Annotated in this window: 15 protein-coding genes; 9 read left to right on the top strand and 6 right to left on the bottom strand. The window is 69.8% G+C overall.

The features are described from left to right. A partial coding sequence (locus tag H9652_RS19750) for an AMP-binding protein (protein ID WP_225228047.1) occupies positions 1-259 on the bottom strand: 259 nt, incomplete at its 3' end. A gap of 18 nt (positions 260-277) precedes the next feature. After that, positions 278-1000 carry a biotin transporter BioY gene (locus H9652_RS10335; RefSeq protein ID WP_318244095.1) on the bottom strand — a complete coding sequence of 241 codons (723 nt, stop codon included), beginning with the start codon at positions 998-1000 and terminating at the stop codon, positions 278-280. A 550-nt stretch (positions 1001-1550) separates the two neighbouring features. Here H9652_RS10335 and H9652_RS10330 point away from each other — a divergent pair. After that, positions 1551-4487, top strand: a complete 2937-nt coding sequence (locus H9652_RS10330) for a LamG-like jellyroll fold domain-containing protein (protein ID WP_191796167.1) — start codon at positions 1551-1553, stop codon at positions 4485-4487. A gap of 57 nt (positions 4488-4544) precedes the next feature. Then, positions 4545-10787: an RHS repeat-associated core domain-containing protein gene (locus tag H9652_RS10325; RefSeq protein ID WP_191796166.1), complete on the top strand. Its 6243-nt coding sequence runs from the start codon at positions 4545-4547 to the stop codon at positions 10785-10787. A gap of 511 nt (positions 10788-11298) precedes the next feature. Here H9652_RS10325 and H9652_RS10320 read toward each other — a convergent pair. The 4 genes from H9652_RS10320 to H9652_RS10305 all read right to left on the bottom strand — a co-directional run bounded on the left by H9652_RS10320 (position 11299) and on the right by H9652_RS10305 (position 15864). Beyond that, positions 11299-11826, bottom strand: coding sequence for an endonuclease V (locus H9652_RS10320; protein WP_191796230.1), 528 nt, complete (start codon positions 11824-11826; stop codon positions 11299-11301). A gap of 645 nt (positions 11827-12471) precedes the next feature. Next, the gene (locus H9652_RS10315) at positions 12472-13506 is read right to left on the bottom strand and encodes an FHA domain-containing protein (RefSeq protein ID WP_191796165.1); all 1035 of its coding nucleotides are present in this window, start codon (positions 13504-13506) and stop codon (positions 12472-12474) included. Beyond that, positions 13503-14786: a VWA domain-containing protein gene (locus H9652_RS10310; RefSeq protein ID WP_191796164.1), complete on the bottom strand. Its 1284-nt coding sequence runs from the start codon at positions 14784-14786 to the stop codon at positions 13503-13505. The genes H9652_RS10315 and H9652_RS10310 overlap by 4 nt, the downstream gene beginning before the upstream one ends. Before the next feature lie 22 nt (positions 14787-14808). Continuing rightward, a complete protein-coding gene (locus H9652_RS10305) occupies positions 14809-15864 on the bottom strand; it encodes a PP2C family protein-serine/threonine phosphatase (RefSeq protein WP_191796163.1) in 1056 nt (351 codons plus the stop codon). 203 nt (positions 15865-16067) lie between these two features. Here H9652_RS10305 and pyrR point away from each other — a divergent pair, with 203 nt between their 5' ends. From pyrR to pyrF, 7 genes are read left to right on the top strand one after another with little or no spacing between them, the layout of a single operon-like run. Beyond that, on the top strand, positions 16068-16730 hold the full coding sequence (gene pyrR, locus H9652_RS10300; RefSeq protein ID WP_191796162.1) for a bifunctional pyr operon transcriptional regulator/uracil phosphoribosyltransferase PyrR: 663 nt from the start codon (positions 16068-16070) through the stop codon (positions 16728-16730). Beyond that, complete coding sequence (locus H9652_RS10295) at positions 16727-17740, top strand: aspartate carbamoyltransferase catalytic subunit (RefSeq protein WP_030151376.1); 1014 nt, start codon at positions 16727-16729, stop codon at positions 17738-17740. Before pyrR ends, H9652_RS10295 begins: the two co-directional genes overlap by 4 nt. Beyond that, a complete protein-coding gene (locus H9652_RS10290) occupies positions 17737-19083 on the top strand; it encodes a dihydroorotase (protein ID WP_191796161.1) in 1347 nt (448 codons plus the stop codon). Before H9652_RS10295 ends, H9652_RS10290 begins: the two co-directional genes overlap by 4 nt. Then, a complete protein-coding gene (locus tag H9652_RS10285) occupies positions 19080-19643 on the top strand; it encodes a PH-like domain-containing protein (RefSeq protein WP_318244094.1) in 564 nt (187 codons plus the stop codon). The genes H9652_RS10290 and H9652_RS10285 overlap by 4 nt, the downstream gene beginning before the upstream one ends. Continuing rightward, a complete protein-coding gene (gene carA / locus H9652_RS10280; protein WP_138824395.1) occupies positions 19640-20893 on the top strand; it encodes a glutamine-hydrolyzing carbamoyl-phosphate synthase small subunit in 1254 nt (417 codons plus the stop codon). The genes H9652_RS10285 and carA overlap by 4 nt, the downstream gene beginning before the upstream one ends. 3 nt (positions 20894-20896) lie before the next feature. After that, positions 20897-24244, top strand: a complete 3348-nt coding sequence (carB, locus tag H9652_RS10275) for a carbamoyl-phosphate synthase large subunit (RefSeq protein WP_191796160.1) — start codon at positions 20897-20899, stop codon at positions 24242-24244. Then, complete coding sequence (gene pyrF, locus H9652_RS10270; protein ID WP_318244093.1) at positions 24241-25125, top strand: orotidine-5'-phosphate decarboxylase; 885 nt, start codon at positions 24241-24243, stop codon at positions 25123-25125. The genes carB and pyrF overlap by 4 nt, the downstream gene beginning before the upstream one ends. Positions 25126-25161 lie beyond the last annotated feature (36 nt).

The raw sequence follows: 25161 nt of genomic DNA, 5'->3' as shown, positions 1-25161 counted from the left end.
ACCACGAGTGGTCGCAGACGAGGGGAGTGGCACCCGCGAGGTCGACCGCGAGGAGGGCCGTGAGGAGGTCGACGGGGTCGGGCAGGGAGATCGCGACGACGTCGCCCACGGCCGTCCCGGTCGCCCGCAGGAACTCGGCTCCCGCCGCGACGTCCGCAGCGAGGGCACGGTAGGTGCGGGAGCGGTCCGGAGCGCGCAGCGCGCAGCGCCCCCCTGCGGAGCTGCGGGCGTGCGCGATGACGGCGTGGGCGACGGGCATGAGGGGATCGTAGGTCGATCAGGCCGCGGGGCTCGCGGTGGGCTGGTTCTCTGGCGTCTTCACACCGTGGCGCAGCGGTGACGCAGCGGGGTAGGCGCGCACCACGCCGACCGTGACCGACGCCGCGACCACGGCCTTGAGGAGGTCGCCAGGCAGGTACATGAGCGCACCGGTCGCGACCGTCCGGAGCGAGAAGCCCGTGACGAGCGACTGCAACGGGATGCCCAGGGCGTACATGACGAGCATGCCGCCCACGACGCACGCCGCCAGGACACGCCAGAAGGACAGGGTCGTGAACCGCTGGACGATCAGCCCGATCACCGCGGCACCCACCACGAAGCCGACAAGGTAGCCCGCCGACGGACCCACGAAGACCCCCGGCCCGCCGCGGCCGCCCGACAGGAGCGGGAGGCCCGCCGCGACGAGCGCGAGGAACGTGAGCATCGCGAGCGCGCCACGCCACGCGCCGAGGAGCGCGCCGGCGAGCATGACGCCCAGGGTCTGGAGCGTGATCGGGACGGCGTTGCCGAACAGGGCCAGAGGCCCCGGCATGCCGAGGACCGCGGTCAGGGCGGCGAACGTCGCGATGCGGGCCGCGTCGGATGCGGTGACGCTCCAGCGGGAGGTCGCGTACTCGGGGTGCGGCGCGGGGTGCGCGGGACGGGGCGTCGAGACAGGCCGGACGGGGAACTCGTCGGTGTGAGCGTCGTCGGGCAGGTCTGCGGGTACGGCGCGGGGCACGGGGCTCCTCGGGGCATCGGTGGGTCGTGCCGGGTGGCACGGGTCCACTCTGGCCCTCGCGAGGGTGAAGATGCGTCGACGCAACAGGCCAGCGCGAGCGGCGCGTGGTGGTGGAAGTCGACAAGCGGTTGGAGGAAACCTCTCAGCCCGGCTCCAGGAGGTCCGCGGAGCATGTCGGGAATCTACAAGAGTGCGCGCATCGTGGCGAGGACTTGCGCCGCTCGGAGCGAGAGCGACGTCTCTCGAGGAGTTAGTGAGGACTTGCACGTATGTCTTGTTTAGTTCTATCTTCTGGTCACCACCGCTGGCTGAGTGTTTGCTGAGTGCCGGCCTGGGGCCCGCCCGCAGGGGGTGAGGGTTTCGGTTTTGTGCCTGTCGCTGGTGATGGGTGCGTGGCCTTACGGAGCGGTGGCCAGTGGTCTCGTCGTCCTTCTTTGGTGTCCCTTTCGCACGTTCTGCGCGGTCTGCATCCTCGGTGTCTCCTGGGTCTCCCGTCTCTTCTGCGTCTTCTGTGTTGCGTGCGCGGGGTGTGGTGGCGTGGGGGTTGTCGATGGTGCTCGCGATGGGTGTGGTGCCCGCGAGTGCGGCGGCTGCGGCGCCGTCCTCTGCTTCTGCTGGCTCGTCGGTGTCGTCGAGCGCGTGTGCTGATGGTGCGGCGTCCGCCGTGGAGGCGACGGTGTTGGCTGCGTCGTGTGGGCGTGAGGTGGAGGTGGTGGCGGAGCGTACGGCGTGGGACACGGTGTTCGCGACGCCGGAGGGTCATACGCGGGTGGAGACCTCTGCGGTGGCGGTGCGTACGGATGTCAATGGTGGGTGGCAGGGCATCGACACGAGCGTGGTCGAGGACGCTGGGCGTTTGGGGGTGGTGGCGCCGGCGGTGGAGATGTCGTTCTCGGATGGGTCTGCGGGTGAGCCGTTGGCGCGGATTACCCGCGATGGGCATGAGCTGGTCTTTGATGCGCCGTTCGCGTTGACCGTGCCGGTGGTGGCGGGGTCCCAGGTGACCTACCCGGGGGTGTTCGAGGGTGTGGACCTGGTCGTGAGCGTGCATGAGGACGGGACGGGTTTCTCGGAAGTGCTGCGGGTGGAGTCCCCGCAGGCTGCGGCGAATCCGGCGTTGGCGTCGTTGTCGTTCCCGGTGCAGACCACCGAAGGGTTGAGCGTGGTCTCGGACGAGGGCGGGTTCGTCGCTCGTGACGGTGCGGGCGAGGTGGTCTTCACGTCCCCGACGCCGTTGATGTGGGACTCGGCGGCCGATACCACCAGCACCCCTGACGGTGTTGCTTTGGGTGCGCTGGCGGCTCCGTTGTCGCCGTTTGCCCCGCAGGCGCTGCGGACCGGGGCGTCGTCGCTGGGCGCGAGCCTGTTCTCGCTTCCGGCTACCGATGCCGGTGTCGAGTCTGAGTCGGGGCTGGGGGCCGGTGACCCGGTCCAGGCGCCGCGTGAGGGTGACGAGGTCGCGGCGATGCCCGCCGTCGTCGAGCCCGACGCGGTGACGATCACCCCCGACGTCGAGATGATCGCCGACCCCGAGACCGTCTGGCCCATCTACATCGACCCCAGCGTCTCGGGCAGCCGCAACGAATGGACGATGATCCAGTCCGGGTGGCCCACCAGCACGGGTGGGTACATGTTCAACGGCGATCAGGGCGTGGGCTTGTGCGACCCGGCCGCCACGTCCGAGTGCAGCCGGCGGAACGTGCAACGCCTGGTCTGGGAGTTCGGCGGGGTCGGCTCGGTCGGGGCGGCTGACAACGCCGACGTGATCTCAGCAGTGTTCTCGGTGGTCGGGACGCACTCGTGGAGCTGCACTGCCACGTCGATCCGCGCGTACCGGGTCTCGGAGATCTCCGGCGGCACGACGTGGAGCAATCACGCTTACAACTGGGGTCCGCTTCAACAGGAGCGCTTCCTCGCCCACAAGCCGTCCTGTGCTGGCCAGCCGGTACGGTGGGTCGAGTTCGACGCGACCGAGGGTGCGCGTGCGGTAGCTGACTACAACGCGTCCACGTTGACGCTCGGCCTCGCGTCCAACGACGAGTCCACCATGGGTGGGTGGAAGAGGTACCGCAACGACGCGCTGCTCTCCATCACCTACAACCGCCCGCCCAACGCCCCGTCGAGTCAGTGGACTTCGAACCCGGACTCGAGTTGTGTCAGCGCGCCTCATCACTCTTACCTGAGGTCGACGACGCCGACATTTCACGCCGTGAACTCTGATCCCGACGGCGACCTTGTCATGGGCAACTTCAACGTCTTTCGCTACAGCGACAACGCCCTGTTGTGGGCACATCCCCTGACGGCTCCTCAAGCATCCGGCAGCGCACACTCGGTTACCGTGCCGGCAGGTGTGCTTCAAGACGGCCAGAGCTATCGCTGGGCGGCGAGCGGGATGGACTCCCCGTACAACCGATGGGGCCCGGGCGTGTTCTGCGACTTCACTGTCGACACGACACCGCCGCCGCTGCCTGAGGTGCTGATCGCCACCGGCGGGACCGCAACGTATCCAGAGAACCAGATCTCGGGCGGGATCGGCCAGATGGGCCGTTTCACCCTGGGCTCGAACGGTGCCCCGGACGTCGTCTCGTACAAGTACTCCTTCAACTCCGACTCCCTGAACCAGACGACCGGCGTCGGCAACTGGAACGCGGCGGACATCTCGTTCACACCGGACGGGGTGGGCTCCCAGAGACTCCTGGTGCAGGCCGTCGACCGCGCCGGCAACACGAGCCCTGTGCGCACCTACCGCTTCAGCGTGAACTTCCTCGGGACGAGCGGCTCGTGGCGCATGGACGAGGGCGCGGGCGCGGTTGCTGCGGACTCGTCCGGTGGTGGACGTGTACTCGGCCTGTCGCCGTCGGTGCAGTGGGGTGGTGGGCCGCTGGCGGACTTCGCTGGAGAGGCCTCGGACCGGGCACTCGTGTTCGACGCGGCTTCTGACACAGCACACACCACGGGCCCGGTGGTGAACACGAGCGGCAGCTACACGGTCATGGCTTTCGTCAAGGCGAAGGACCTCGCGGGAATCGGAGTGGCGGTCAGTCAGGACGGCCAAAGCTACGGTGCGTTCAAGCTCGGGCGGCTGGGCAGTCCGTATTGCACGGGCGGCGTGGCGACGTGCTGGGGGTTCTGGGCGTCACAGGACGAGTCCGGCGCCCATCCTGCGATCGCGTCGGGCTCTGCCGCGGTGGAGCCCGAGTCCTGGGTTCACCTGACGGGAGTGCGCGACGCGGTGGCAGGGACGGTGAGCCTCTACGTCTGCGAGTTGGGGACGCCTGAGGCGCCCAAGTCGGGCGAGCCGGTACGCGCGGCAACGACGCCCCTGGGGCCCGTCACATGGAGCAGCGGGGGCCCTCTGCAGGTGGGCCGGGGTCTCGTGGCCGGGGCCCACGGCGAGAACTGGTCCGGAGCGATCGACGACGTTCGGGTCTACGACTCGATCGTGTCGATCGACGAGATCCGCCGTGCGTGCCAGAAGACAGGGTGACTCGTGAAGAGCAACGAAATTCCTCGGTTGGGCTCGGTAGGAGCGAAAGGCACCTCGATGGTGAAGAACAACGGTCGGTCAGCACGGCTCGGCATCTCCGCGGCGGTGATCGCTTCGCTGGTGATCACGCTGGCCGGTGCTCCTGCAGCGGGAGCAGATGAGCTCCGGGCAGCCGACAGGTCGTCCTGGTCCGCCGAGGAGCGGCGCGCCCACGGCCAGACGTTGTGGCCGGACCGCGACGACGAGAAGGTGATTCCGTCGCAGGACGCGCCACCCGTCGACAAGCCGGCCCGTGCACCTCGCACGTCGAGCCCCACGACCCCTGTCGAGTGGCCCGAGGGAGGCGCGGCGACGGTCGACGTGCCGATCAGCGGCGAGCCGGTCGAGGCCGAGCTCCCGAAGGTCCCAGTCACCGTGGCGGCAGTCCCCGATGAGGAGGGGCAGGAAGCCACGGGCGATGCTCCGCCCACCGAGGCGCCGGTTGCCCCGGTCGAGGTGGCAGTGGCGGATCGCGACGCCACGAAGAAGGCCGACGTCGACGGACTGCTGCTGAGCGTCGAGCCCGCTGCCGAGGGTGACGTCGTCGGGACGCTCGAGGTGTCCATCGACTACTCGGGCTTCGCCGGAGCATTCGGCGGCGACTGGGCCTCACGACTCCAGGTCGTGTCCCTTCCCGACTGCGACCTGGCGTCCCCCGGGGCAGGGTGTGGCGAGCAGGTCGCCCTCGAATCGACGAACGACGCCACAGCAGGGGTCGTGACCGCGCGTGTCGCACCCGCGGCGATGGGCGTGCTCGCTGTCACGGCCGGGACGTCAGGTTCGACGGGGAACTGGTCTGCGACCTCCCTCTCGCCTTCGGCGACCTGGCAGGTCTCCGAGCAGACGGGCGACTTCGTCTGGTCCTATCCGATGGCCGTCCCCGCGGGACCGGGAGGACCGGAGCCGGAGCTCGCTCTGTCCTACTCGTCGGGCGCCGTCGACGGACGCGTGTCGAGCACGAACAACCAGTCGTCGTGGATCGGCGACGGCTGGGACCTCGGTTCCGGGTACGTCGAACGCAAGTACGTCGCGTGCGCCGACGACATGGCGGGCGCGGCCAACAATGCGTCCCGCAAGACGGGGGACCTCTGCTGGCAGTCGGACAACGCGACGCTGGCGCTCAACGGTGGTGCTGTCGAGCTCGTCAAGGATGCTGCGAGCGGTGCGTGGAAGCCCAAGAAGGACGACGGCACCAAGATCGAGCGGCTGACCGGTTCGTGGAACGCGGGGCAGAACGGTGAGTACTGGAAGGTCACCACGAGTGACGGCACCCAGTACTTCTTCGGCCGAGACAAGCGTTCCGCTGCGGACACCGCCTCTCTCAACTCGGCCTGGACAGTCCCGGTCTTCGGCAACCACCCGGGAGACCCCTGCTACCAGGCGGCCTTTGCCAACTCGTCCTGCAACCAGGTGTGGCGCTGGAACCTCGACTACGTCGTCGATCCTGGTGGCAACTCGCTGACCTACACGTACGCGAAGGAGACCAACAGCTACGGTCGCAACCTCAACACCGCGGTGTCGTCGTACGACCGGGGCGGCTACCTGGTCAGCATCGACTACGGCCAGCGCGCGGGCGCCGAGGCGACCAAGGCGCCGGCGCGTGTCGAGTTCACTGTGGCCGAGCGCTGCCTCCCTTCGGGCAGCGTCACGTGTGACCCGGCCCAGCTGACCACGGCCAACGCCGCCAAGTGGCCGGACGTCCCGTTCGACCTGATCTGCACGTCCTCGTCGACCTGTCCTCAGCAGGTGTCGCCGGCGTTCTTCACGCGCAAGCGTCTGACGACCGTCACGACCAAGGTGCTGGACGGCTCCACCTACCGCAGTGTCGACTCATGGACCCTGGGTCACCAGTTCCCCGATCCTGGCGACGGCACCGATGCCGTCCTGTGGCTCGCGTCGATCGAACGGACCGGCCACGTCGGTACGGCGGTCACGCTGCCCAAGGTCACGTTCGTCGGGGAGCAGAAGGCGAACCGGGTGGACACGCTCGGGGACATCGGCCCCGCGATGAACCGCTACCGGATCATCGCCATCAACACGGAGTCCGGCGGCACGGTCTCGGTCAACTACACGCCGCAGGACTGCACCTCCGGGAACACCCCGGCGGCGCCCGAGTCCAACACCCGCCGGTGCTTCCCCGTCTTCTGGGATCCCGAGGGCGGGATCGGCTCCACGATGGAGTACTTCCACAAGTATCTGGTGTCCTCGATCGTCGCGAGCGGCAACGACTCGCAGTCGCAGGCCACCGTCACCTCGTACTCCTACGTGGGCGACGCGGCGTGGCACTACGACGACAACGCGCTCGTCCCCGTCAAGCAGCGCACCTGGGGACAGTTCAGGGGCTACGCGACGGTCGACGTGACCACAGGCGACTCGACCACCAACCAGCTCAAGACGCGCTCGCGCTTCTTCCGCGGGATGAACGGCGACCGGGCCAACGCCGCCGGCGGAGCCAAGAGCGTGAGCGTCGACGGCATCGTCGACCACGACTGGTTCAACGGGATGACCCGCGAGGAGATCGTCTTCGACGGCGCTGCCGAGGTGTCGGGAACGTTGAGCGTTCCGTGGGCCTCGGGAGTGACTGCGACGGGTGCTGACGGCACATCCTCCCGGTACGTCGGTATCGAGACGGTCGAGTCCCGCACGACCGCACCCGCACTGGCGGGCGGCAAGCGGACCACGCGCACGGTCACCTCGTTCGACCAGTACGGGATGCCGACACAGGTCGACGATCAGGGCGACGTCTCCAGCTCGGCGGACGACCAGTGCACGCGGACCGAGTACAACCGCAACGTCGAGTTGAACATTCTCAGCACCGTCATGCGCACCGAGACGGTCGCGAAGAACTGCGCGACCGCCCCGTCCCGCCCGGTCGACGTGATCGGTGACGTTCGCTCGTCGTTCGACGGCGGAGGCTACGGCGCAGCCCCGACCAAGGGGCTCGTCACCAGGACCGAGCACCTCAAGGCATATGCGGGCGCGACGCCCCAGTACGTGGCGACGTCGACGAGCACCTACGACGTCCACGGTCGTGTCACGAAGTCGACGGACGCCCTCGGCCGCACGACGACGACGTCCTACACCCCGGCGACAGGCGGACCGGTCACGAAGACCACCACCACGAGTCCCGACCCTGACGGCTCGGGCCCGCTGACCGCCCACACCGTGTCCACTGACGTCGAGCCCCTGAGAGGGACTCCCGTGAAGGTCACGGACGCGAGCGGCAAGGTCACGAGCGGCACGTACGACGCGCTGGGACGTCTCACCCAGGTCTGGCAGCCTGGTCGGGTCCAGGGCACGGACACCCCGAGCGCCAAGTACACCTACAAGATCGTGACGGCGGGCTCGAACGCCGTCACGTCCGAGTCCCTCATCCACGACGGCACGTACCAGACCTCGGTCGCGCTCTTCGACGGCCTGTTGCGCTCACGTCAGACGCAGGCGCCGTCGGCCTCACGGACCGACGCCGGACGCGTCGTCACGGACACGATCTACGACTCGCGTGGCCTCGCGACGACCACCAACGCCCCCTGGTACACCACGGGCGCACCGGCAACGACGACCGTCGTCCCGACGACGGCAGTCCCGGCGCGCACTAAGACGACCTTCGACGGCGCGGGCCGACCGACGTCGTCGGTGTTCCAGGTCGCCGAGCAGGACCGGTGGCGCACCACGACGACCTACGGCGGCGACCGCGTGAGCGTTGATCCGCCTGCTGGGGCCGTCCCCACCACGACCATCAGCGACGCCCGCGGTCGGACGACCTCGTTGCTGCAGTACACGGGCGCGGGTCCGACGGGCACCAGCCAGGCCACGAACTACACGTACGACCAGGCTGGGCGGTTGACCAAGGTCGTCGATCCCGCGGGCAACCAGTGGACCTACGGCTACGACCTCCGGGGCCTTCAGACGTCGGCGACCGACCCGGACAAGGGGACGACCACCTCGACCTACGACGACGCGGGTCAGCTGCTCACGACCACGGACGCTCGCGGTGTCGTCCTGGCATCCGTCTATGACCAGCTCGGGCGCAAGACCGAGCTGCGTGAGAGCACCGACAAGGGCACCCTGCGCTCCTCGTGGGTCTACGACACGCTCGCCAAGGGGCTTCTGACGTCCAGCACCCGGCACGAGGGAGCGTCGAAGTACGTCACCGCGGTGACGGGGTACGACCCGGCCGGGCGCCCCCTGGGTCAGGCGGTCACACTGCCCGCGGTCGAGGGTGTCCTTGCGGGTACGCACAAGACGGAGTACACCTACACGGTCGACGGGCAGGTCAAGACGACCAAGTACCCTGCCGCGGGTGCGCTGGGCGCCGAGACCGTCACGACCTACTTCGACAACAGGTCCGTTCCCGAGTGGATGGCTGGCGGCATCGGGTGGGGCGTGTACGTCGCGGGCAGTCAGTACTCGCCATACGGTGAGCCGCTGGTGCTCGACCTCGGCTCGGGGAAGTCGCAGATGCTCAACTTCTCGTACGAGCACGGCACACGCCGAGCGGATCAGACCTGGCTCCAGCGTGAGGACAAGACGACGTATGACCTCGACATCTCGTACGCCTACGACGACGCGGGAAACATCACCTCGATCGCGGACGCGCCGCCCGGCAAGCCTGCCGACACGCAGTGCTTCGCTTACGACGCGCTCCGTCGCCTGACGGAGGCGTGGACCCCGAAGACTGCTGACTGTGGGTCTGCGGGCCGCACGGTGGCCAACCTCGGTGGCCCCGCTCCCTACTGGACGAGCTACACGCACGACCTGGTGGGCAACCGCACCACGAGCACCCAGCACACCAGTACGGGTGACAGGAGGAGCACGTACGCCTACCCGGCGGCCGGTGCGAACCAGCCGCACGCGCTGAAGACCGTCACCCACACCGCCTCGGCGCCGACTGCACCCACGACCGACGCCTACACCTATGACGCTGCGGGCAACCTGCTCACGCGGAACCTCGCAGGCGAGGCTCCGCAGACGCTGACCTGGGACGCCGAGGGCAAGCTCGACTCCCTCAAAGAGGGGACCGAGGCATCGGACGAGTACATCTACTCGGCCGACGGACAGCGCCTCGTTCGTCACCAGGACGGGGTGACCACGGTCTACCTGCCCGGCGGACAGGAGCTCAAGCTCACCGGAAGCACCATCACCGGGATGCGGTACTACTCGTTCGCCGGCAAGACCGTCGCCTCCCGGACGGCGAACGGCTCGGCGGGTGTGCGGACGCTCATCAGTGACCACCACGCCACAGCCGAGATCTCGATCAACAACTCGACCAACCAGCTCACGCGGCGCTACCACGACCCGTATGGGAACCCCCGGGGCGCAGCGGCATCCACCTGGGTCGGGGATCGCGGATTCCTCAACAAGCCCACAGACTCCACAGGGCTCACGCAGGTCGGTGCGCGCTACTACGACGCGCAGACGGGGCGCTTCATCTCGGTCGACCCGCTCATGGATCTCACGGACCCGCAGCAGTGGAACGGGTACGCGTACTCGAACAACAACCCCACGACCTACTCCGACCCGACGGGGCTCATCTACTGCGGGCGTGTCGACTACCGGGATTGCAACCAGGCGTACGAGTACAACTCGAGAACTGGAATCGGTACGGTCCACAAGCCCAAAATGGGAATCTCGAACACATTTATCGTCAACCCCTCCCAGTACCGAGAGCATCGGCGCCAAGAACTGAAGTTGCAGCCTGCCAAGAATCGATTGTTCAAGCAGTATCGGCGCACGGCTCTCGATGCTGCCGGCATGATTCCCGGCCCGGTGGGGATGGCTGCCGATGGCTACAGCATGTACCGTGCTGCGCGGGAACGTGACGTGGCAAGATTTACTGAGAGCGCGGCAAGTTTCCTCCCTATCGGCGGTGATATCTATAGAGGTTTTAAGATCGGCCCCGCTGTTTCGCGCCTGAATAAGGCGACCCGGGACTTGGCCAGCCAGGTGCCGAATCCTGCTCCCGTCTATAAGCCAAATGGCGCTCCTGATAGGAGCAGTCCATGGTATGTTGGCTATCGTGATGCAGATGGAAATTTGCAGACAGTTGGCAACCTGGACGGTGTGCACACAGAGATCCGCATTCAGGAACGGATGCCTGGCGTCCAGATGAGTCGCCCATTTGGGTGGCGCACACTGGATCCGGAACAGGGTCCGGAATGGGTTGAGGGAACGGTGTGCGGAAGCTGCCAGATTTTGCCTGAGTCCCTCTTTCCGCCCGGTACGCGGGGAGCGCCAGGTGGACCATGGGGGCACAAGTGAGCCGGCTAGCTGACCGACTGATAGAGGACGTCAATTGGTCGACTTATGAAGTGGCAAATGGCCCCGCGACTAGGGTGGGAGGAGCGCTGCGCGCACTCTTGGCAAGTTCAGACGCGCAGGAGGCTTCTGAAGCGTGGAGCGAGATTGAAGAGTTTATATTTTCGCAGGGGACGATCTATTCTTCGGCCGAACCTGCGGTGTCCGTTCTGCTTGCAGCTCTAGCGGAAGAACAACCACCTTGGCGGAGTGGGCGGATCCTGGATCTATTGTTCTTCATTGCTAGCGGAACCTCGGCGAAGGACTCCAAGTTGCGAGAGCGCTGCAGGAATCGCACACGTGAGGGGCTTTGGCTGCTTGCGAGATGGGCAATAGTGCACGACGGCTGGGGGCGTGACAATGCCCTCGAGGTGATAGAGGTCGTGGCGCCGCATTTCGCTGACTTGATCCGTGATGCAATCGTGGAGGCATCGCCAGGATTGGAACCAGATTGATCGACCGTGGTTGAGTTTGCTTACGTCGGTGTGGTCGGTCGCTTCGGGAGTCTGTGTCCACGCGCGAGTCGGTCAACACTTGCTAGTGCGTCTGGAATACGATTTAACCCAGCCATGGAGGCGACAATTCGCGCGGCTTCGGAGATATCAATACCAGTTGCCGTGATGTAGAGTGGTCGCGTTGCGGTTCCACGCGTAACATTGGCGGCGTGCGTTGCGGTGCGAAATGGGGACTTTGCGACACCAATTACAGGTATGCCGATTGCGCAAGACGTGTGAGCGCCGAGTCCGGGGCGGCCCTGAGGGTCAAGGGTTGCATACCCGTCAACTATGAGCAGATCGAGACTTGGGCCGAGCGCCAGGACGGAGCGGATGCAGGGAAGTTCCCGTTCAAAAAGGGCGCCGGGTATGTAGGGTGCCACTCGATGAATATCGGCGGCGTATTCGGCCTCGATCTTCGAGAACGTCAGCTCGTGACAGACCACCAGGGCCGCCCGAGCTCCACCCTGTTCGTTGTAGTGGACGTCGACGGCCCCCACTCTTGTCATGGAATCCACAGGTCGGGTCACCCTGCCGCTATCCGAATGTCGTGAAAGCGAGCGGTGACTTCGCAGAAATGCTGCCAGTGATGGTTTGATCGTGTTGTTTGTAAAGAGTTGATTCGGTTCCAAATCGATGTGAACGACATCGCTTTTCCTTCGTGTGTAGAGGTGAATTCTCGATGGCCTTCAACTGGCCGAGAAGTGCTTTCGCATTGGGTGTTGCATTTGGGGTGCATATTTGTGTCAAATGGGAGTTTCGGCGCCTCTGTTCCGGTGGTTAAAGTGATGCGGTCTGTTAGAGTGCTTGCTCCCAATTTAGGATCTGTGACTTGAACGTTGTTGGATAGCGTCGGGAGGATGTGCTGCTTGACCGTCGAGACGAAGCAGAAGTGATACGCGTCGTCATCGATGCTACCTATTAGATGCGATCCAGCGTTGAGCATCTGGCGCGGCTGCTGCCGATCGCGCGGAACGCGAGGGACAGTCGAAGCCCCGGCCGAGGGCATCCCACCGGCCGCGATTCGCCGCAAGATCCGGGACGCGGCTTGGCTGTTGGTTAGTGCGTGTCATCTGTGTTTGCGGAACTAGTCCCTGCTGTGGGCCGTGACGTCATCTGACCTTTGGCCTGTGCCTAAGTCCGCTGCGAACGCATCAGACCTCCCCAGGCAGCGCCTTGCGGATCACGAGCCGGGTCCAGCCGCCGAGGTAGATGCGGTCGCCGTCGGCGACCTCGCGGCGCTGACCGGCGGGGATGGGGTCGATCGGCAGCTCGCCGCCCGCGGGGCTCAGGTAGGTCCCGTTGGACGACTGGAGGTCCTCGACCCACCAGCGCTGGCCGTCGGTGTTGAGCTGGCAGTGCCGCCGCGAGACGCCGGTGTCGGCGCCGCAGTCGATCTGCGGGTGGATGTTGCGTGACACCGACGGGCGTCCCACCAGGACGCTGCGCTCGCGCAGCACCACGAGGCCGGGCAGTCCGGCCGATGGCAGCGGGTCCTCGGCCTTCTGCGCCTGGTACCAGTCGGGGTCGATCCACACCTCGACGACCCACTGGTCCTCGCCCGGCACGTGCGGGGTGGGCAGGTGCGTCCCCGTGCCCGACGGCGTCGCTCCCGTCCGCGCGGACGCCGCCTCGCCCTCTGCCGGGCCGGTGGGAGCACCCGGATCTCCAGGAGCGACGAGGGGTCCGGTTCCCGGGTCTCCACCAGCGACCGGGGCCGACGACGAGTCACCCGCCTCCGGGTCCCCGACGGGCGGCGTGAGAGCCGCCGGGGCCGACAGCGGGTCCGCCGACGGCGCGGCAGCGGGCGACCCCGCGGGGGGAGCGACCGGGTCGAGGTCGAGCGACGACGCCGGGGGATCGAGCGGCCCCGGTGCAGCCGTACCCACCGAGCCCGGGGTCGCGGCGGACGGCGCCCCAGCGGGCTCGGGCAGCGAGCCCGTCGTGAAGTCGTAGCCGCAGTTCTCGCAGAACAGGGCTCCGGCGGCGGCCGGGAACGAGCAGTGCGGGCACGTGATGGGCTCGCCACCCGCAGCCGCGCGACCAGTGCCGGCAGCACCGGCCGCGGCCCCGACGGACCCGGAGGCCACGGCCGCCGACGCGCTGCTCGCAGCCCCCATGGGTTCGCCGCACACGTCGCAGTAGTCGGTCGACTCGGACGCGTGCCCGTTGGGGCAGATCGCGCTCATCGCTTGACCCGCGTGGTCTTGGTCGAGGCGGTGTCGAGGGCCATCTCGTCGAGCTTGTCGGTGTTGCGCTTGAGGCGCACGGTGCCCTGCTCCTCGCTCTCGATCTCGACGACCTTGCGCAGGCGCGAGGTCGCCTCGTCGTTGCCGGTCTCGGCCGCCAGCTGGACGGCGCGGCCGAGCTTGACCGTGGCGGTCGCCTCGTCACCTGCCGCCTTGGCCGCGAGGCCCTCCTGGATCGCGGACGCGAGCTCGGCCTGACCCGTGTAGTGCGCGACCTCCGGGTTGATGCGCGTGGTGAGTGCGCCGTCGTCGGACCACTTGGCCTTCACGAGACCCGACGAGACCACCTCGCCGTTCACGGCGAGCTGCACGCGCGCCGCGAGCTGCTCGGAGCCCACGGGCTTCGAGGCCACGCGCACGGCCACGTGGTAGTCGCGCGACTCGTCGCCCCACGAGCCCGTGGGGTAGGAGCCCGTGAGCGGGTTGACCACGGCGCGGCGCGTCGTGAGGTCCTCGACCGTCGGGGCGACCTGGCGGACGAACAGCACCTGGGCGCCCTGCGGGGCCCAGACGCGCAGGTCCGCGGAGGCCACGCCGCGCGACATGGACTTCTGGACGAGCGAGGAGAAGTCGGCCGCGATCTCGCTCGGGTCGGCGATCAGGTCGACCGTCCCGAGCAGGGCCGTCGAGATCTCGCGCAGCTCGTCGACCTGCCAGCGCGACCCGACGCCGCGCGCGTCGCACTGGAACCTCCCGGTCACGGCACGCACGACCTGCGACAGGTTCTCGCGCGGCTCCGACTCGTTCTTGCCGTCGGTCAGCAGGATCGCGTGGCGCTGGACGGCCTGGGGCACGGTGTCGAACAGCTGGGCCGCGAGCTGGAGCCACGTGCTCATCGCGGTGCCGCCCGACGGGCTCATCATGGCGATGGCCCGCTTGGCCTCCTCACGCGCCGCGGGCTCCATCTGCACCATCGCGACGCGCGCGTTGGGGTACGGGAACGCGCGCTGCGCGACGTGGCTGCCGCCGACGATCGCGAACCAGGTCCCGTCGAGGATCTGGTCGACCGCGACCTGCGCGGCGTACTTGGCGGACTCCATGTTGCGCCCGGACATCGAGCCGGACGTGTCGACCATGATGATCTCGGCGACGCCGCCGCCCGACGTCGCCGCCCCCGCCTGACCTGCCCCTCGGGCGGTCACCGTCACGATGGCGTGCACATCCGTGGCGCCCTCGGACAGGAACTCGTTCTGGAAGACCTCGGCGGAGAACTCGGCCATGGGTTCTGGGCTCCTTCGTGGATCAGAGGGCGTGCGTCGCGGGCTCGTCGCCCGAGAAAGCGTCTGTGTGCAGGTTATCGGAGGTGTCCGAGGCGGCGAGCGCCTCGAAACGGGCAAGGGTCGCGGTGATGTTGTCCCGGCCGCCCTGGGCGTTGGCCCAGCGCACGAGCTCGGCGGCCAGGGCGCGGGGCTCGCGTCCCGTCGTGGCCTCGGTCGAGCGCACGAGGTCCGCGAGGTCGTCGGCCGCGGAGCAGTAGTTCCACAGGCCGTCCGAGCAGACCAGCAGCCAGCCCGAGGAGTCGGGGACGGTCGGGGCGCAGCGGGCCGCCGGGTCGGTCGAGTCGGGCCCGAGCCAGCGCGTGATCGCGTGCGCCTGGGGCGCGTTCTCGGCGACGTGGCGCGGGGTGCCCATGGCCATGAGCTCGTGCGCCCACGAGTCGTCGACGCTGAGCTGGCGGGCCGTCCCGGCGTCGGGGATCCAGTAGGCCCGCGAGTCGCCGACCCACCCCGCGACGACCAGCGGGCCGTCGACGACGGCCGCGACGAACGTGCACGACGGCGGCTCGGCCCGCTCGGCCTTGTCGCCCACCGCGACCAGGACGGCGTCGTTCGCGGTCGTCGACGCGGCGACCATGAGAGCCTGCCACGCCTGGATGCGCTCGGTGACGTCGCCCGTGACGGGCGCGGCGCCGTCGGGCCCGCCGGACGCGAGCACGTCGCGGGCCGCACGCGCAGCCGCGAGGCTCGCGACGTCCGAGTCCGGCGCGGCCGAGACCCCGTCGCACACCACGAGGGCCGCGAACCGCCCGACCGTGGCCGGGTCGCCCGACGCGGCGAGCGCCATGGCGTCCTCGTTGCGCGAGTGCCGGATGCCGCGGTCGCACACGCCCGCGACCCAGGGGGTGGGCTGCTCGGCCCAGTGGTCGCGCTCGACCTGGGCCTTCTCGCCGCACTGCTCGCAGTAGCCGTCGTCCGCGACGGTCCCGCCGCAGCTCGTGCAGGGTCGCCGGACCGCGGAGGGAGGGGGCGGAGGAGGGGGAGGCGGGGCCCACCCCCCCGCGGGGGGGGGCGGCCACACGTGCGTGCGGCCCCGTGGAAGGCCCTGTCGGCACCCGTCGGCACCTGGCCCACGAGGCGCCGCGCGCCCGCGGCCCCGGTGTGATCAACGACGCCCGCCCAGCCCGTGAGAAGCACGCGGCCCCGGTCCGGGCGAGGGGTAGGGTGAAGGCGTCAGATTTCCTTTAACACCCGTCCCGTGAGGCGGGGAAGGAGGTCACCAGAATGAGTTCTGGGCCTGCTGTGCCATCTTCCGAACCGACCGTCACCCCCGAGGACCCCTCGGACGGGGTGACCACCGTTCTCGGCGAAGCCGAGATCGCGCGGGCACTGACCCGCATCGCCCACGAGGTCGTCGAGCGCAACAAGGGCGCGCACGACGTGGTCCTCCTGGGCATCCCGACGCGCGGCGTCCCCCTGGCCGAGCGCCTCGCCGAGCGCCTCGCGACGATCGAGCCCGGCCTGGTGCCCGCGGACGTCGTCGGCGAGCTCGACGTCACGATGTACCGCGACGACCTCCACCGGCACCCCGTGCGGACCATCGGCGCCACGCGCCTGCCCGCGTCCGGGATCGACGGCAAGGTCGTCGTCCTGGTCGACGACGTGCTGTTCTCCGGTCGCACCATCCGGGCCGCGCTCGACGCGATCAGCGACATCGGCCGCCCCCGCGCGGTCCAGCTCGCCGCGCTGGTCGACCGCGGCCACCGCGAGCTGCCGATCCGCCCCGACTACGTGGGCAAGAACCTGCCCACGTCCCTGTCCGAGCGCGTGAGCGTGCGCCTCGTCGAGACCGACGGCAGCCCCGACGACGCGACCGGCGAACCCGTCACCGACGCCGTCCTCATCAGCCAGCGGCCCACCTCCACCTCCAGCGAGGGCACCCGATGAAGCACCTGCTGTCCACCGCGGACCTCGCGCGCGCAGACGCCATCCGCATCCTCGACACGGCTGCCCAGATGGCCGCCACGCAGTCGCGGGAGATCAAGAAGCTCCCGACGCTGCGCGGTCGCACGGTCGTCAACCTGTTCTTCGAGGACTCGACGCGCACCCGCATCTCGTTCGAGACCGCGGCCAAGCGCCTGTCGGCCGACGTCATCAACTTCTCGGCCAAGGGCTCGAGCGTCTCCAAGGGCGAGTCCCTCAAGGACACGGCCCTCACCCTCCAGGCCATGGGCGCCGACGCGGTCGTGATCCGCCACCAGGCCTCGGGCGCGCCGCACACGCTAGCGCACGCGGGCTGGGTCGAGGCGGCCGTCGTCAACGCGGGCGACGGGATGCACCAGCACCCGACGCAGGCGCTGCTCGACGCCTTCACGATGCGTCGTCACCTCGTGGGGCGCGGCGCCGCGGGTGCGTCGATCGTCGGCGACCCGACCGGTCAGGACCTCGCGGGCCTCAGGATCGCGGTCGTGGGCGACGTGCTGCACTCGCGCGTGGCGCGCTCCAACGTCCACCTGCTGCACACGCTCGGCGCGCAGGTCACCCTGGTGGCGCCGCCCACACTCGTGCCCGTGGGCGTCGAGACGTGGCCGTGCGACGTGTCGTACCACCTCGACGAGGTCCTCGCCGAGACCGCCCCCGACGCCGTGATGATGCTCCGCGTCCAGCGCGAGCGCATGAGCGGCTCGGGCGCCGGCGGGGGAGCGTTCTTCCCCAACCCGCTCGAGTACACGCGCAACTACGGCCTCGACGGGCGCCGCCTGGCGCTCCTGCCGGACCACACGATCGTCATGCACCCCGGCCCCATGAACCGCGGCCTGGAGATCTCCGCCGAGGCCGCCGACTCACCGCGCGCGGTGATCGTCGAGCAGGTCGCCAACGGCGTGGCGGTCCGCATGGCCGTCCTCTACCTGCTCCTCGCGGGCGACGCATCGAAGGAAAGGGCTGGACTCGAATGAGCGAGCAGACCACGAACCCCACCTACGTCCTGCAGGGCGCGGCCCCGCTGGGCGCCGACCCGGTGGACCTCGTCCTCGCGGGCGGCGTCATCACCGAGGTCCGCGCGGCGCACAGCCCTGTCGCGGACGACGAGACGGCCGTCGACGCGACCGGCCTGGTCGCCCTGCCCGGCCTCGTCGACCTGCACACGCACCTGCGCGAGCCGGGCCGCGAGGACGCCGAGACCATCGTCTCGGGCACGCGCGCCGCGGCCGTGGGCGGCTTCACGGCCGTGCACGCCATGGCCAACACGACCCCGGTCGCGGACACCGCGGGCGTCGTCGAGCAGGTGTGGCGCATCGGGCGCGACGCGGGCTGGGTCGACGTCCACCCGGTCGGCGCGGTCAGCGTCGGCCTCGAGGGCCACCAGCTCGCCGAGATCGGCGCGATGGCGGACTCGGCCGCGCGCGTGCGCGTCTTCTCCGACGACGGCAAGTGCGTGTGGGACCCCATCCTCATGCGCCGCGCCCTGGAGTACGTCAAGGCGTTCGACGGCGTCGTGGCCCAGCACGCGCAGGAGCCGCGCCTCACCGAGGGTGCCCAGATGAACGAGGGCGTCGTCTCGGCCGAGCTCGGCCTCGCGGGCTGGCCCGCGGTCGCCGAGGAGGCGATCATCGCGCGTGACGTGCTGCTCGCCGAGCACGTGGGCTCGCGCCTGCACGTGTGCCACCTGTCCACGGCCGGCTCGGTCGAGATCATCCGCTGGGCCAAGGGCCGAGGGATCGACGTCACGGCGGAGGTCACGCCGCACCACCTCGTCCTGACCGACGAGCTCGCGCGCGACTACGACCCGACGTTCAAGGTCAACCCGCCGCTGCGCACCGCGGCGGACGTCGAGGCCGTGCGCCAGGGCCTGGCGGACGGCACGATCGACATCGTCGCGACCGACCACGCGCCGCACACGCGCGAGGACAAGGACTGCGAGTGGGCTGCGGCCGCGTTCGGGATGACCGGCCTGGAGACGGCACTGAGCGTCGTGCAGCAGACCATGGTCGACTCGGGCCGCATGACCTGGGCCGACGTGGCACGCGTCCTGTCGGCGGCGCCCGCGCGCATCGGCCGCATCGACGAGGGCCCGACGGCGCAGGGTCGCCCCCTCGAGGTGGGCGAGCCCGCCAACGTGGTCCTCGTGGACCCGGCGGCCCGCCGCGTGGTCGACGGGCGTTCGCAGGCCACGGCCAGCACCAACACGCCCTTCCACGGCCACGAGCTCCCTGGCCGGGTCGTCGCGACGTTCCTGCGCGGTCGTGCGACCGTCCTGGAGGGCGCGCCCGTCGAGCAGGTCGCGGGGGTCCGCTCGTGAACCTCCCCCTGCCCGTCGCGGTCGGCATCTGGGTCGTCATCGGCCTGGTCCTGCTCGCCGTCGTCTTCGTGGGTCTCAAGCGCCTGACGACCCGCACGGCCCAGACCGTCCCGGCCCCGCCGGCGGTCCCGGACGGCGACCTCGGCGAGGTCGTCGCCGGGCCGCTCACCGCGGTCTACGTGTCCAGCACGCTCGCGGGGGACTGGCTCGCCCGCGTCGGTGCCCACCGCCTCGGCTTCCGGTCGAACGCGACCGTGACCGTGCACCGCGGCGGGGTCCTCATCGCCCGACAGGGCGCCCCGGACCTGTTCCTGGCCGCGAGCGCCCTCGAGGCCGTGACGCTGGCCCCGGGCATGGCGGGCAAGTACGTCGGCAAGGACGGCCTGGTCGTGCTGACGTGGACGGTGCCCGCGGTCGGGGACGCCCCGGCCACCCGCTTGGATACTGGACTCCGGACCCAGCTCGCCCCGGACCGTGCCACCCTCCTGAACGCAGTCCGCGAGCTTCTTCCCGCCGCCGACAGCGCACCGAACGACGACTCGAAGGAGCCGCAGCAGTGAGCATCTCGACCCCCAGCACGGACGCCCTGGACACCGACCGGACCGCGGTCCTGGTCCTCGAGGACGGGACGACCCTGACCGGTCGCGCCTACGGGGCCCGCGGCACGACGTTCGGCGAGATCGTCTTCAACACCGGCATGACCGGCTACCAGGAGACGCTGACCGACCCGTCCTACCACCGGCAGATCGTCGTCATGACGGCACCCCACATCGGCAACACCGGGGTCAACGACGACGACCCCGAGTCGCGCAAGATCTGGGTCAGCGGCTTCGTGGTGCGCGACCCCGCGCGCCGCCCGTCGAACTGGCGCTCGGCCGGCTCCCTGACCGACGAGCTCGTCGAGCAGGGCGTCGTCGGGATCAGCGACGTCGACACGCGTGCGCTGACCCGTCACCTGCGCGACCGGGGCGTGATGCGTGCCGGTGTCTTCTCGGGCGACGCGCTCGTGCGCGACGGCTACCGGCGCCCGACCGAGGAGCTCGTCGAGCTCGTCCGCTCGGCCCCCGCGATGGCCGGGGCGGACCTGGCCCGCGAGGTCAGCACCCCCACGGCCTACGTGGTCGAGCCCTCGGGGGAGTTCGCCGGCAAGGAGCCGCTCAAGACGGTCGTGGCGGTGGACCTCGGCATCAAGTCGATGACGCCGCAGCGCCTGTCGGAGCGCGGGATCCGCGTGCACGTCGTGCCTTCGGCGTCGACGATCGAGGACGTCCTGGCCCTCGAGCCCGACGGCGTGTTCTTCTCGAACGGCCCGGGAGACCCGAGCGCCGCGACGCACGAGGTCACGTTGCTGCGCGAGGTCCTCGACCGCCGCCTGCCGTACTTCGGCATCTGCTTCGGGAACCAGATCCTTGGCCGCGCGCTGGGCTTCGGCACCTACAAGCTCGCGTACGGCCACCGCGGCATCAACCAGCCCGTGATGGACCTCGCGACGCGCAAGGTCGAGATCACGTCCCAGAACCACGGCTTCGCGGTCGACGCCCCCATCGGGGAGCAGGCGACCGCGCCGCACGACGGCGGCCGCTACGGCCGTGTCGTCGTCTCGCACGTCGGGCTCAACGACGACGTGGTGGAGGGGCTCGAGTGCCTCGACATCCCCGCGTTCTCGGTCCAGTACCACCCGGAGGCAGCCGCCGGCCCGCACGACGCCGCCTACCTCTTCGACCGCTTCCTCGACCTCATGACGTCCGGCGCGGCTTCTGCCGCCGGCCTCTCGGCCGCCACGCCGTCGACGTCCGCAAAGGAGAACTGACCAGTGCCTCGCAGAACTGACATCAACAGCGTCCTGGTCATCGGGTCCGGCCCGATCGTCATCGGCCAGGCCTGCGAGTTCGACTACTCGGGCACCCAGGCCATCCGGGCGCTCAAGGAGGAGGGCCTGCGGGTCGTCCTGGTGAACTCGAACCCGGCCACGATCATGACGGACCCGGAGTTCGCGGACGCGACGTACGTCGAGCCGCTGACGACCGAGGTCCTGACGACCATCATCGCCAAGGAGCGCCCGGACGCGGTCCTCGCGACCCTGGGCGGGCAGACGGCGCTCAACGCGGCGATCGCGCTCGACGAGGCCGGCGTGCTCGAGAAGTACGGCGTCGAGCTCATCGGGGCGAACATCGCCGCGATCGAGAAGGGCGAGGACCGCCAGCAGTTCAAGGACGTCGTCGAGAAGTGCGGCGGCGAGTCGGCCCGCTCGGAGATCATCCACACGATCGAGGAGGCCGTCGCGGCCGCCGACTCCCTGGGGTACCCCATGGTCGTGCGCCCGTCCTTCACGATGGGTGGCCTCGGCAGCGGCATCGCGTACGACGAGCGGGACCTGCGCCGCATCGTCGGCCAGGGCCTGCACTACTCGCCCACGACCGAGGTCCTCCTGGAGGAGTCGATCCTCGGGTGGAAGGAGTACGAGCTCGAGCTCATGCGCGACACGGCGGACAACGTCGTCGTGATCTGCTCGATCGAGAACGTCGACCCGGTCGGCGTCCACACGGGCGACTCGATCACGGTGGCCCCCGCGCTGACGCTCACGGACCGTGAGTTCCAGAAGCTGCGCGACATCGGCATCGCGGTCATCCGCGAGGTGGGCGTCGACACGGGCGGCTGCAACATCCAGTACGCGGTGCACCCCGAGACCGGGCGCGTCATCGTCATCGAGATGAACCCGCGCGTGTCGCGCTCGTCGGCGCTCGCGTCGAAGGCCACGGGCTTCCCGATCGCGAAGATCGCCGCGAAGCTCGCCATCGGCTACACGCTCGACGAGATCCCCAACGACATCACGGGCTCGACGCCCGCGTCGTTCGAGCCGACGCTCGACTACGTCGTGGTCAAGGTGCCGCGGTTCGCGTTCGAGAAGTTCCCCGCCGCGGACGACACGCTCACGACGACCATGAAGTCGGTGGGCGAGGCCATGGCGATGGGCCGCAACTTCACCGAGGCGCTCGGCAAGGCGCTGCGCTCGATCGACAAGGGCGGCGCGGTGTTCCACTGGGACGGCGAGCCGGTCTCGGGCGAGGAGCTCGACGCGCTGCTGGTGGAGATCGCCCGTCCCACGGAGGGGCGCCTGATCGCGACCCAGCAGGCGCTGCGCGCCGGGGCGAGCATCGAGCAGGTCTTCGAGGCCACCAAGATCGACCCGTGGTACCTCGACCAGATCCAGCTCGTCAACGAGGTCGCGGCCGAGGTCGCCCAGGCGGACGCCCTGACGCGCGACGTGCTGGTCCAGGCCAAGCGTCACGGCCTGTCCGACGCGCAGGTCGCGAAGCTGCGCGGCATGGGCGCGGCGGGGGAGTCGACGGTCCGTGAGGTCCGCTACGCGCTGGACGTCCGCCCCGTCTACAAGACGGTCGACACGTGCGCGGCCGAGTTCGAGGCGAAGACCCCGTACCACTACTCGACGTACGACCTCGAGACCGAGGTCTCCCCGCGCGAGCGCCCGGCCGTCCTGATCCTGGGCTCGGGCCCGAACCGCATCGGGCAGGGCATCGAGTTCGACTACTCGTGCGTGCACGCGACGCTCGCCCTCAAGGGCGAGTACGAGACCGTGATGGTCAACTGCAACCCGGAGACGGTCTCGACCGACTACGACACCTCGGACCGCCTGTACTTCGAGCCGCTGACGTTCGAGGACGTGCTCGAGGTGTACCAGGCCGAGCTCGCCGCGGGCCCGGTCGCGGGCGTTATCGTGCAGCTCGGCGGCCAGACGCCGCTGGGGCTCGCGCAGCGTCTGGCGGACGCGGGCCTGCCGATCCTGGGCACCTCGCCCGAGGCGATCGACGCCGCGGAGGACCGTGGGGTCTTCGGCCGCGTGCTCGCCGAGGCGGGCCTGCCCGCGCCGGCGTTCGGCACGGCCACGTCTCTCGCGCAGGCCCGTGAGGTCGCCGAGGGCATCGGCTACCCCGTGCTGGTCCGCCCGTCCTACGTGCTGGGCGGGCGCGGCATGGAGATCGTGTACTCGGCCGAGCAGCTCACGGGCTACGTCGAGCGCGCGCTGCACGCCGCCGCGACGGACGACCGCACGACGACGGGCTCGCTGCCCGCGCCGCTGCTCATCGACCGCTTCCTCGACGACGCCATGGAGATCGACGTCGACGCGCTCTACGACGGCACCGAGCTGTACCTGGGCGGCGTCATGGAGCACATCGAGGAGGCCGGCATCCACTCGGGCGACTCGGCATGCGTGCTGCCCCCCGTGTCGCTGAGCGAGGCCGAGATCGAGCGCATCCGCCGCTCGACCGAGGCCATCGCGAAGGGCGTGGGCGTGCGCGGCCTGCTCAACGTGCAGTACGCGCTCGTCTCGGACGTCCTGTACGTCCTGGAGGCGAACCCGCGCGCTTCGCGCACCGTGCCGTTCGTCTCCAAGGCGACGGGGGTCTCGCTGGCCAAGGCCGCGGCGCGCGTCATGGTCGGCGAGTCCATCGCCGACCTGCGCCGGAGCGGCGTCCTGCCGGCCGAGGGCGACGGCGGGCACCTCGACCTCGACTCGCCGATCGCCGTCAAGGAGGCCGTGCTGCCGTTCAAGCGGTTCCGCACGACCGACGGCGTCGTGGTCGACACCGTGCTCGGCCCGGAGATGCGCTCGACGGGTGAGGTCATGGGCTTCGACCGCGACTTCCCGCGCGCGTTCGCGAAGTCGCAGGCCGCGGCGTTCGGCGGCCTGCCGACCTCGGGCTCGGTCTTCGTCTCGGTCGCGGACCGCGACAAGCGCTCGATCGTCTTCCCGATCAAGCGACTGACGGAGATGGGCTTCGAGATCCTCGCGACCCAGGGCACCGCGGGTGTGCTGCGCCGCAACGGCATCCCGGCGACGATCGTGCGCAAGTTCTCCGCGGGCCGCGGCGCCGACGGCGAGCCCACGATCGTCGACCTCATCACCGAGGGCAAGGTCGACATGGTCATCAACACGCCGTCGGGCCAGGGCGCGCGCGCCGACGGCTACGAGATCCGTGCGGCCACGACCGCGGCGGACAAGCCGATCGTCACGACGACCCAGCAGCTCGCGGCCGCGGTCCAGGGCATCGAGGCGGTCCTCGCGGGCCCGTTCGACGTGTGGAGCCTGCAGGAGCACACGGCCGCCACGGCCGCGCGCAAGGCCGAGGCGAACGCGTGAGCGCTGCGAGCGCGGCGCGCCGCCCCTTCGGGGAGCGGCTCGCCGAGGCCATGGACGCGCACGGTCCGCTGTGCGTGGGCATCGACCCTCACCCGGGCCTGCTCGCGGCCTGGGGCCTGCCCGACGACGCCACGGGGCTCCGGGAGTTCGGCCTGCGGGTCGTGGACGCCGTGGGCGGGCAGGTCGCGGCGCTCAAGCCGCAGTCGGCCCTGTTCGAGCGGCACGGCTCGCGCGGCGTCGCGGCCCTCGAGGAGGTGCTCGCGGCCGCCGCGGCGGCGGGCGCCTCCGGGACGCTGACGATCGTCGACGCCAAGCGCGGGGACATCGGCTCGACCATGGCCGGGTACGCCGACGCCTACCTGCGGGACGGTTCGCCGCTCGCGGGCGACGCCCTGACGGTGTCCCCGTACCTGGGCTTCGGGTCCCTGACCCCTGCCGTGGAGGCCGCGCTCGAGACGGGGCGCGGGTTGTTCGTGCTGTGCCTCACGTCCAACCCGGAGGGGGCTCAGGTCCAGCACGCCCGCACGGGCGCGGGGGTCGACGTCCGGTCGGTCGCCGCACGCATCGCCGCCGAGGCCGCTGCGCTCAACGAGGGGATCGAGCCGCTCGGCTCGATCGGTCTGGTCGTCGGCGCGACCATCGGTGACGCGGCCCGCAACACCGGGGTGGACCTGCCTGCCGTCAACGGCCCGCTCCTGGCGCCTGGTGTCGGTGCGCAGGGCGCGGGCGCGGCCGAGCTCGCCGCGGTGTTCGGCGACGCTCGTCGTCAGGTGCTCGCGTCCTCGTCGCGCGGCGTCCTCGCCGCGGGACCGGACGCCGGGGCGCTGCTCACGGCTGCACGCACAGCCTCACGAGAGGCGGCCGACGCGCTCCGCGCCTGACCGACCTCGCCGACTGCACGCGCGACGCCCGTGGGG

This window comes from Oerskovia rustica, assembly GCF_014836555.1.
GTDB classification, from domain to species: domain Bacteria; phylum Actinomycetota; class Actinomycetes; order Actinomycetales; family Cellulomonadaceae; genus Oerskovia; species Oerskovia rustica.
The sequence above is the reverse complement of the archived record's forward strand: the minus strand, read 5'-3'. Positions and strand labels throughout refer to the sequence as shown.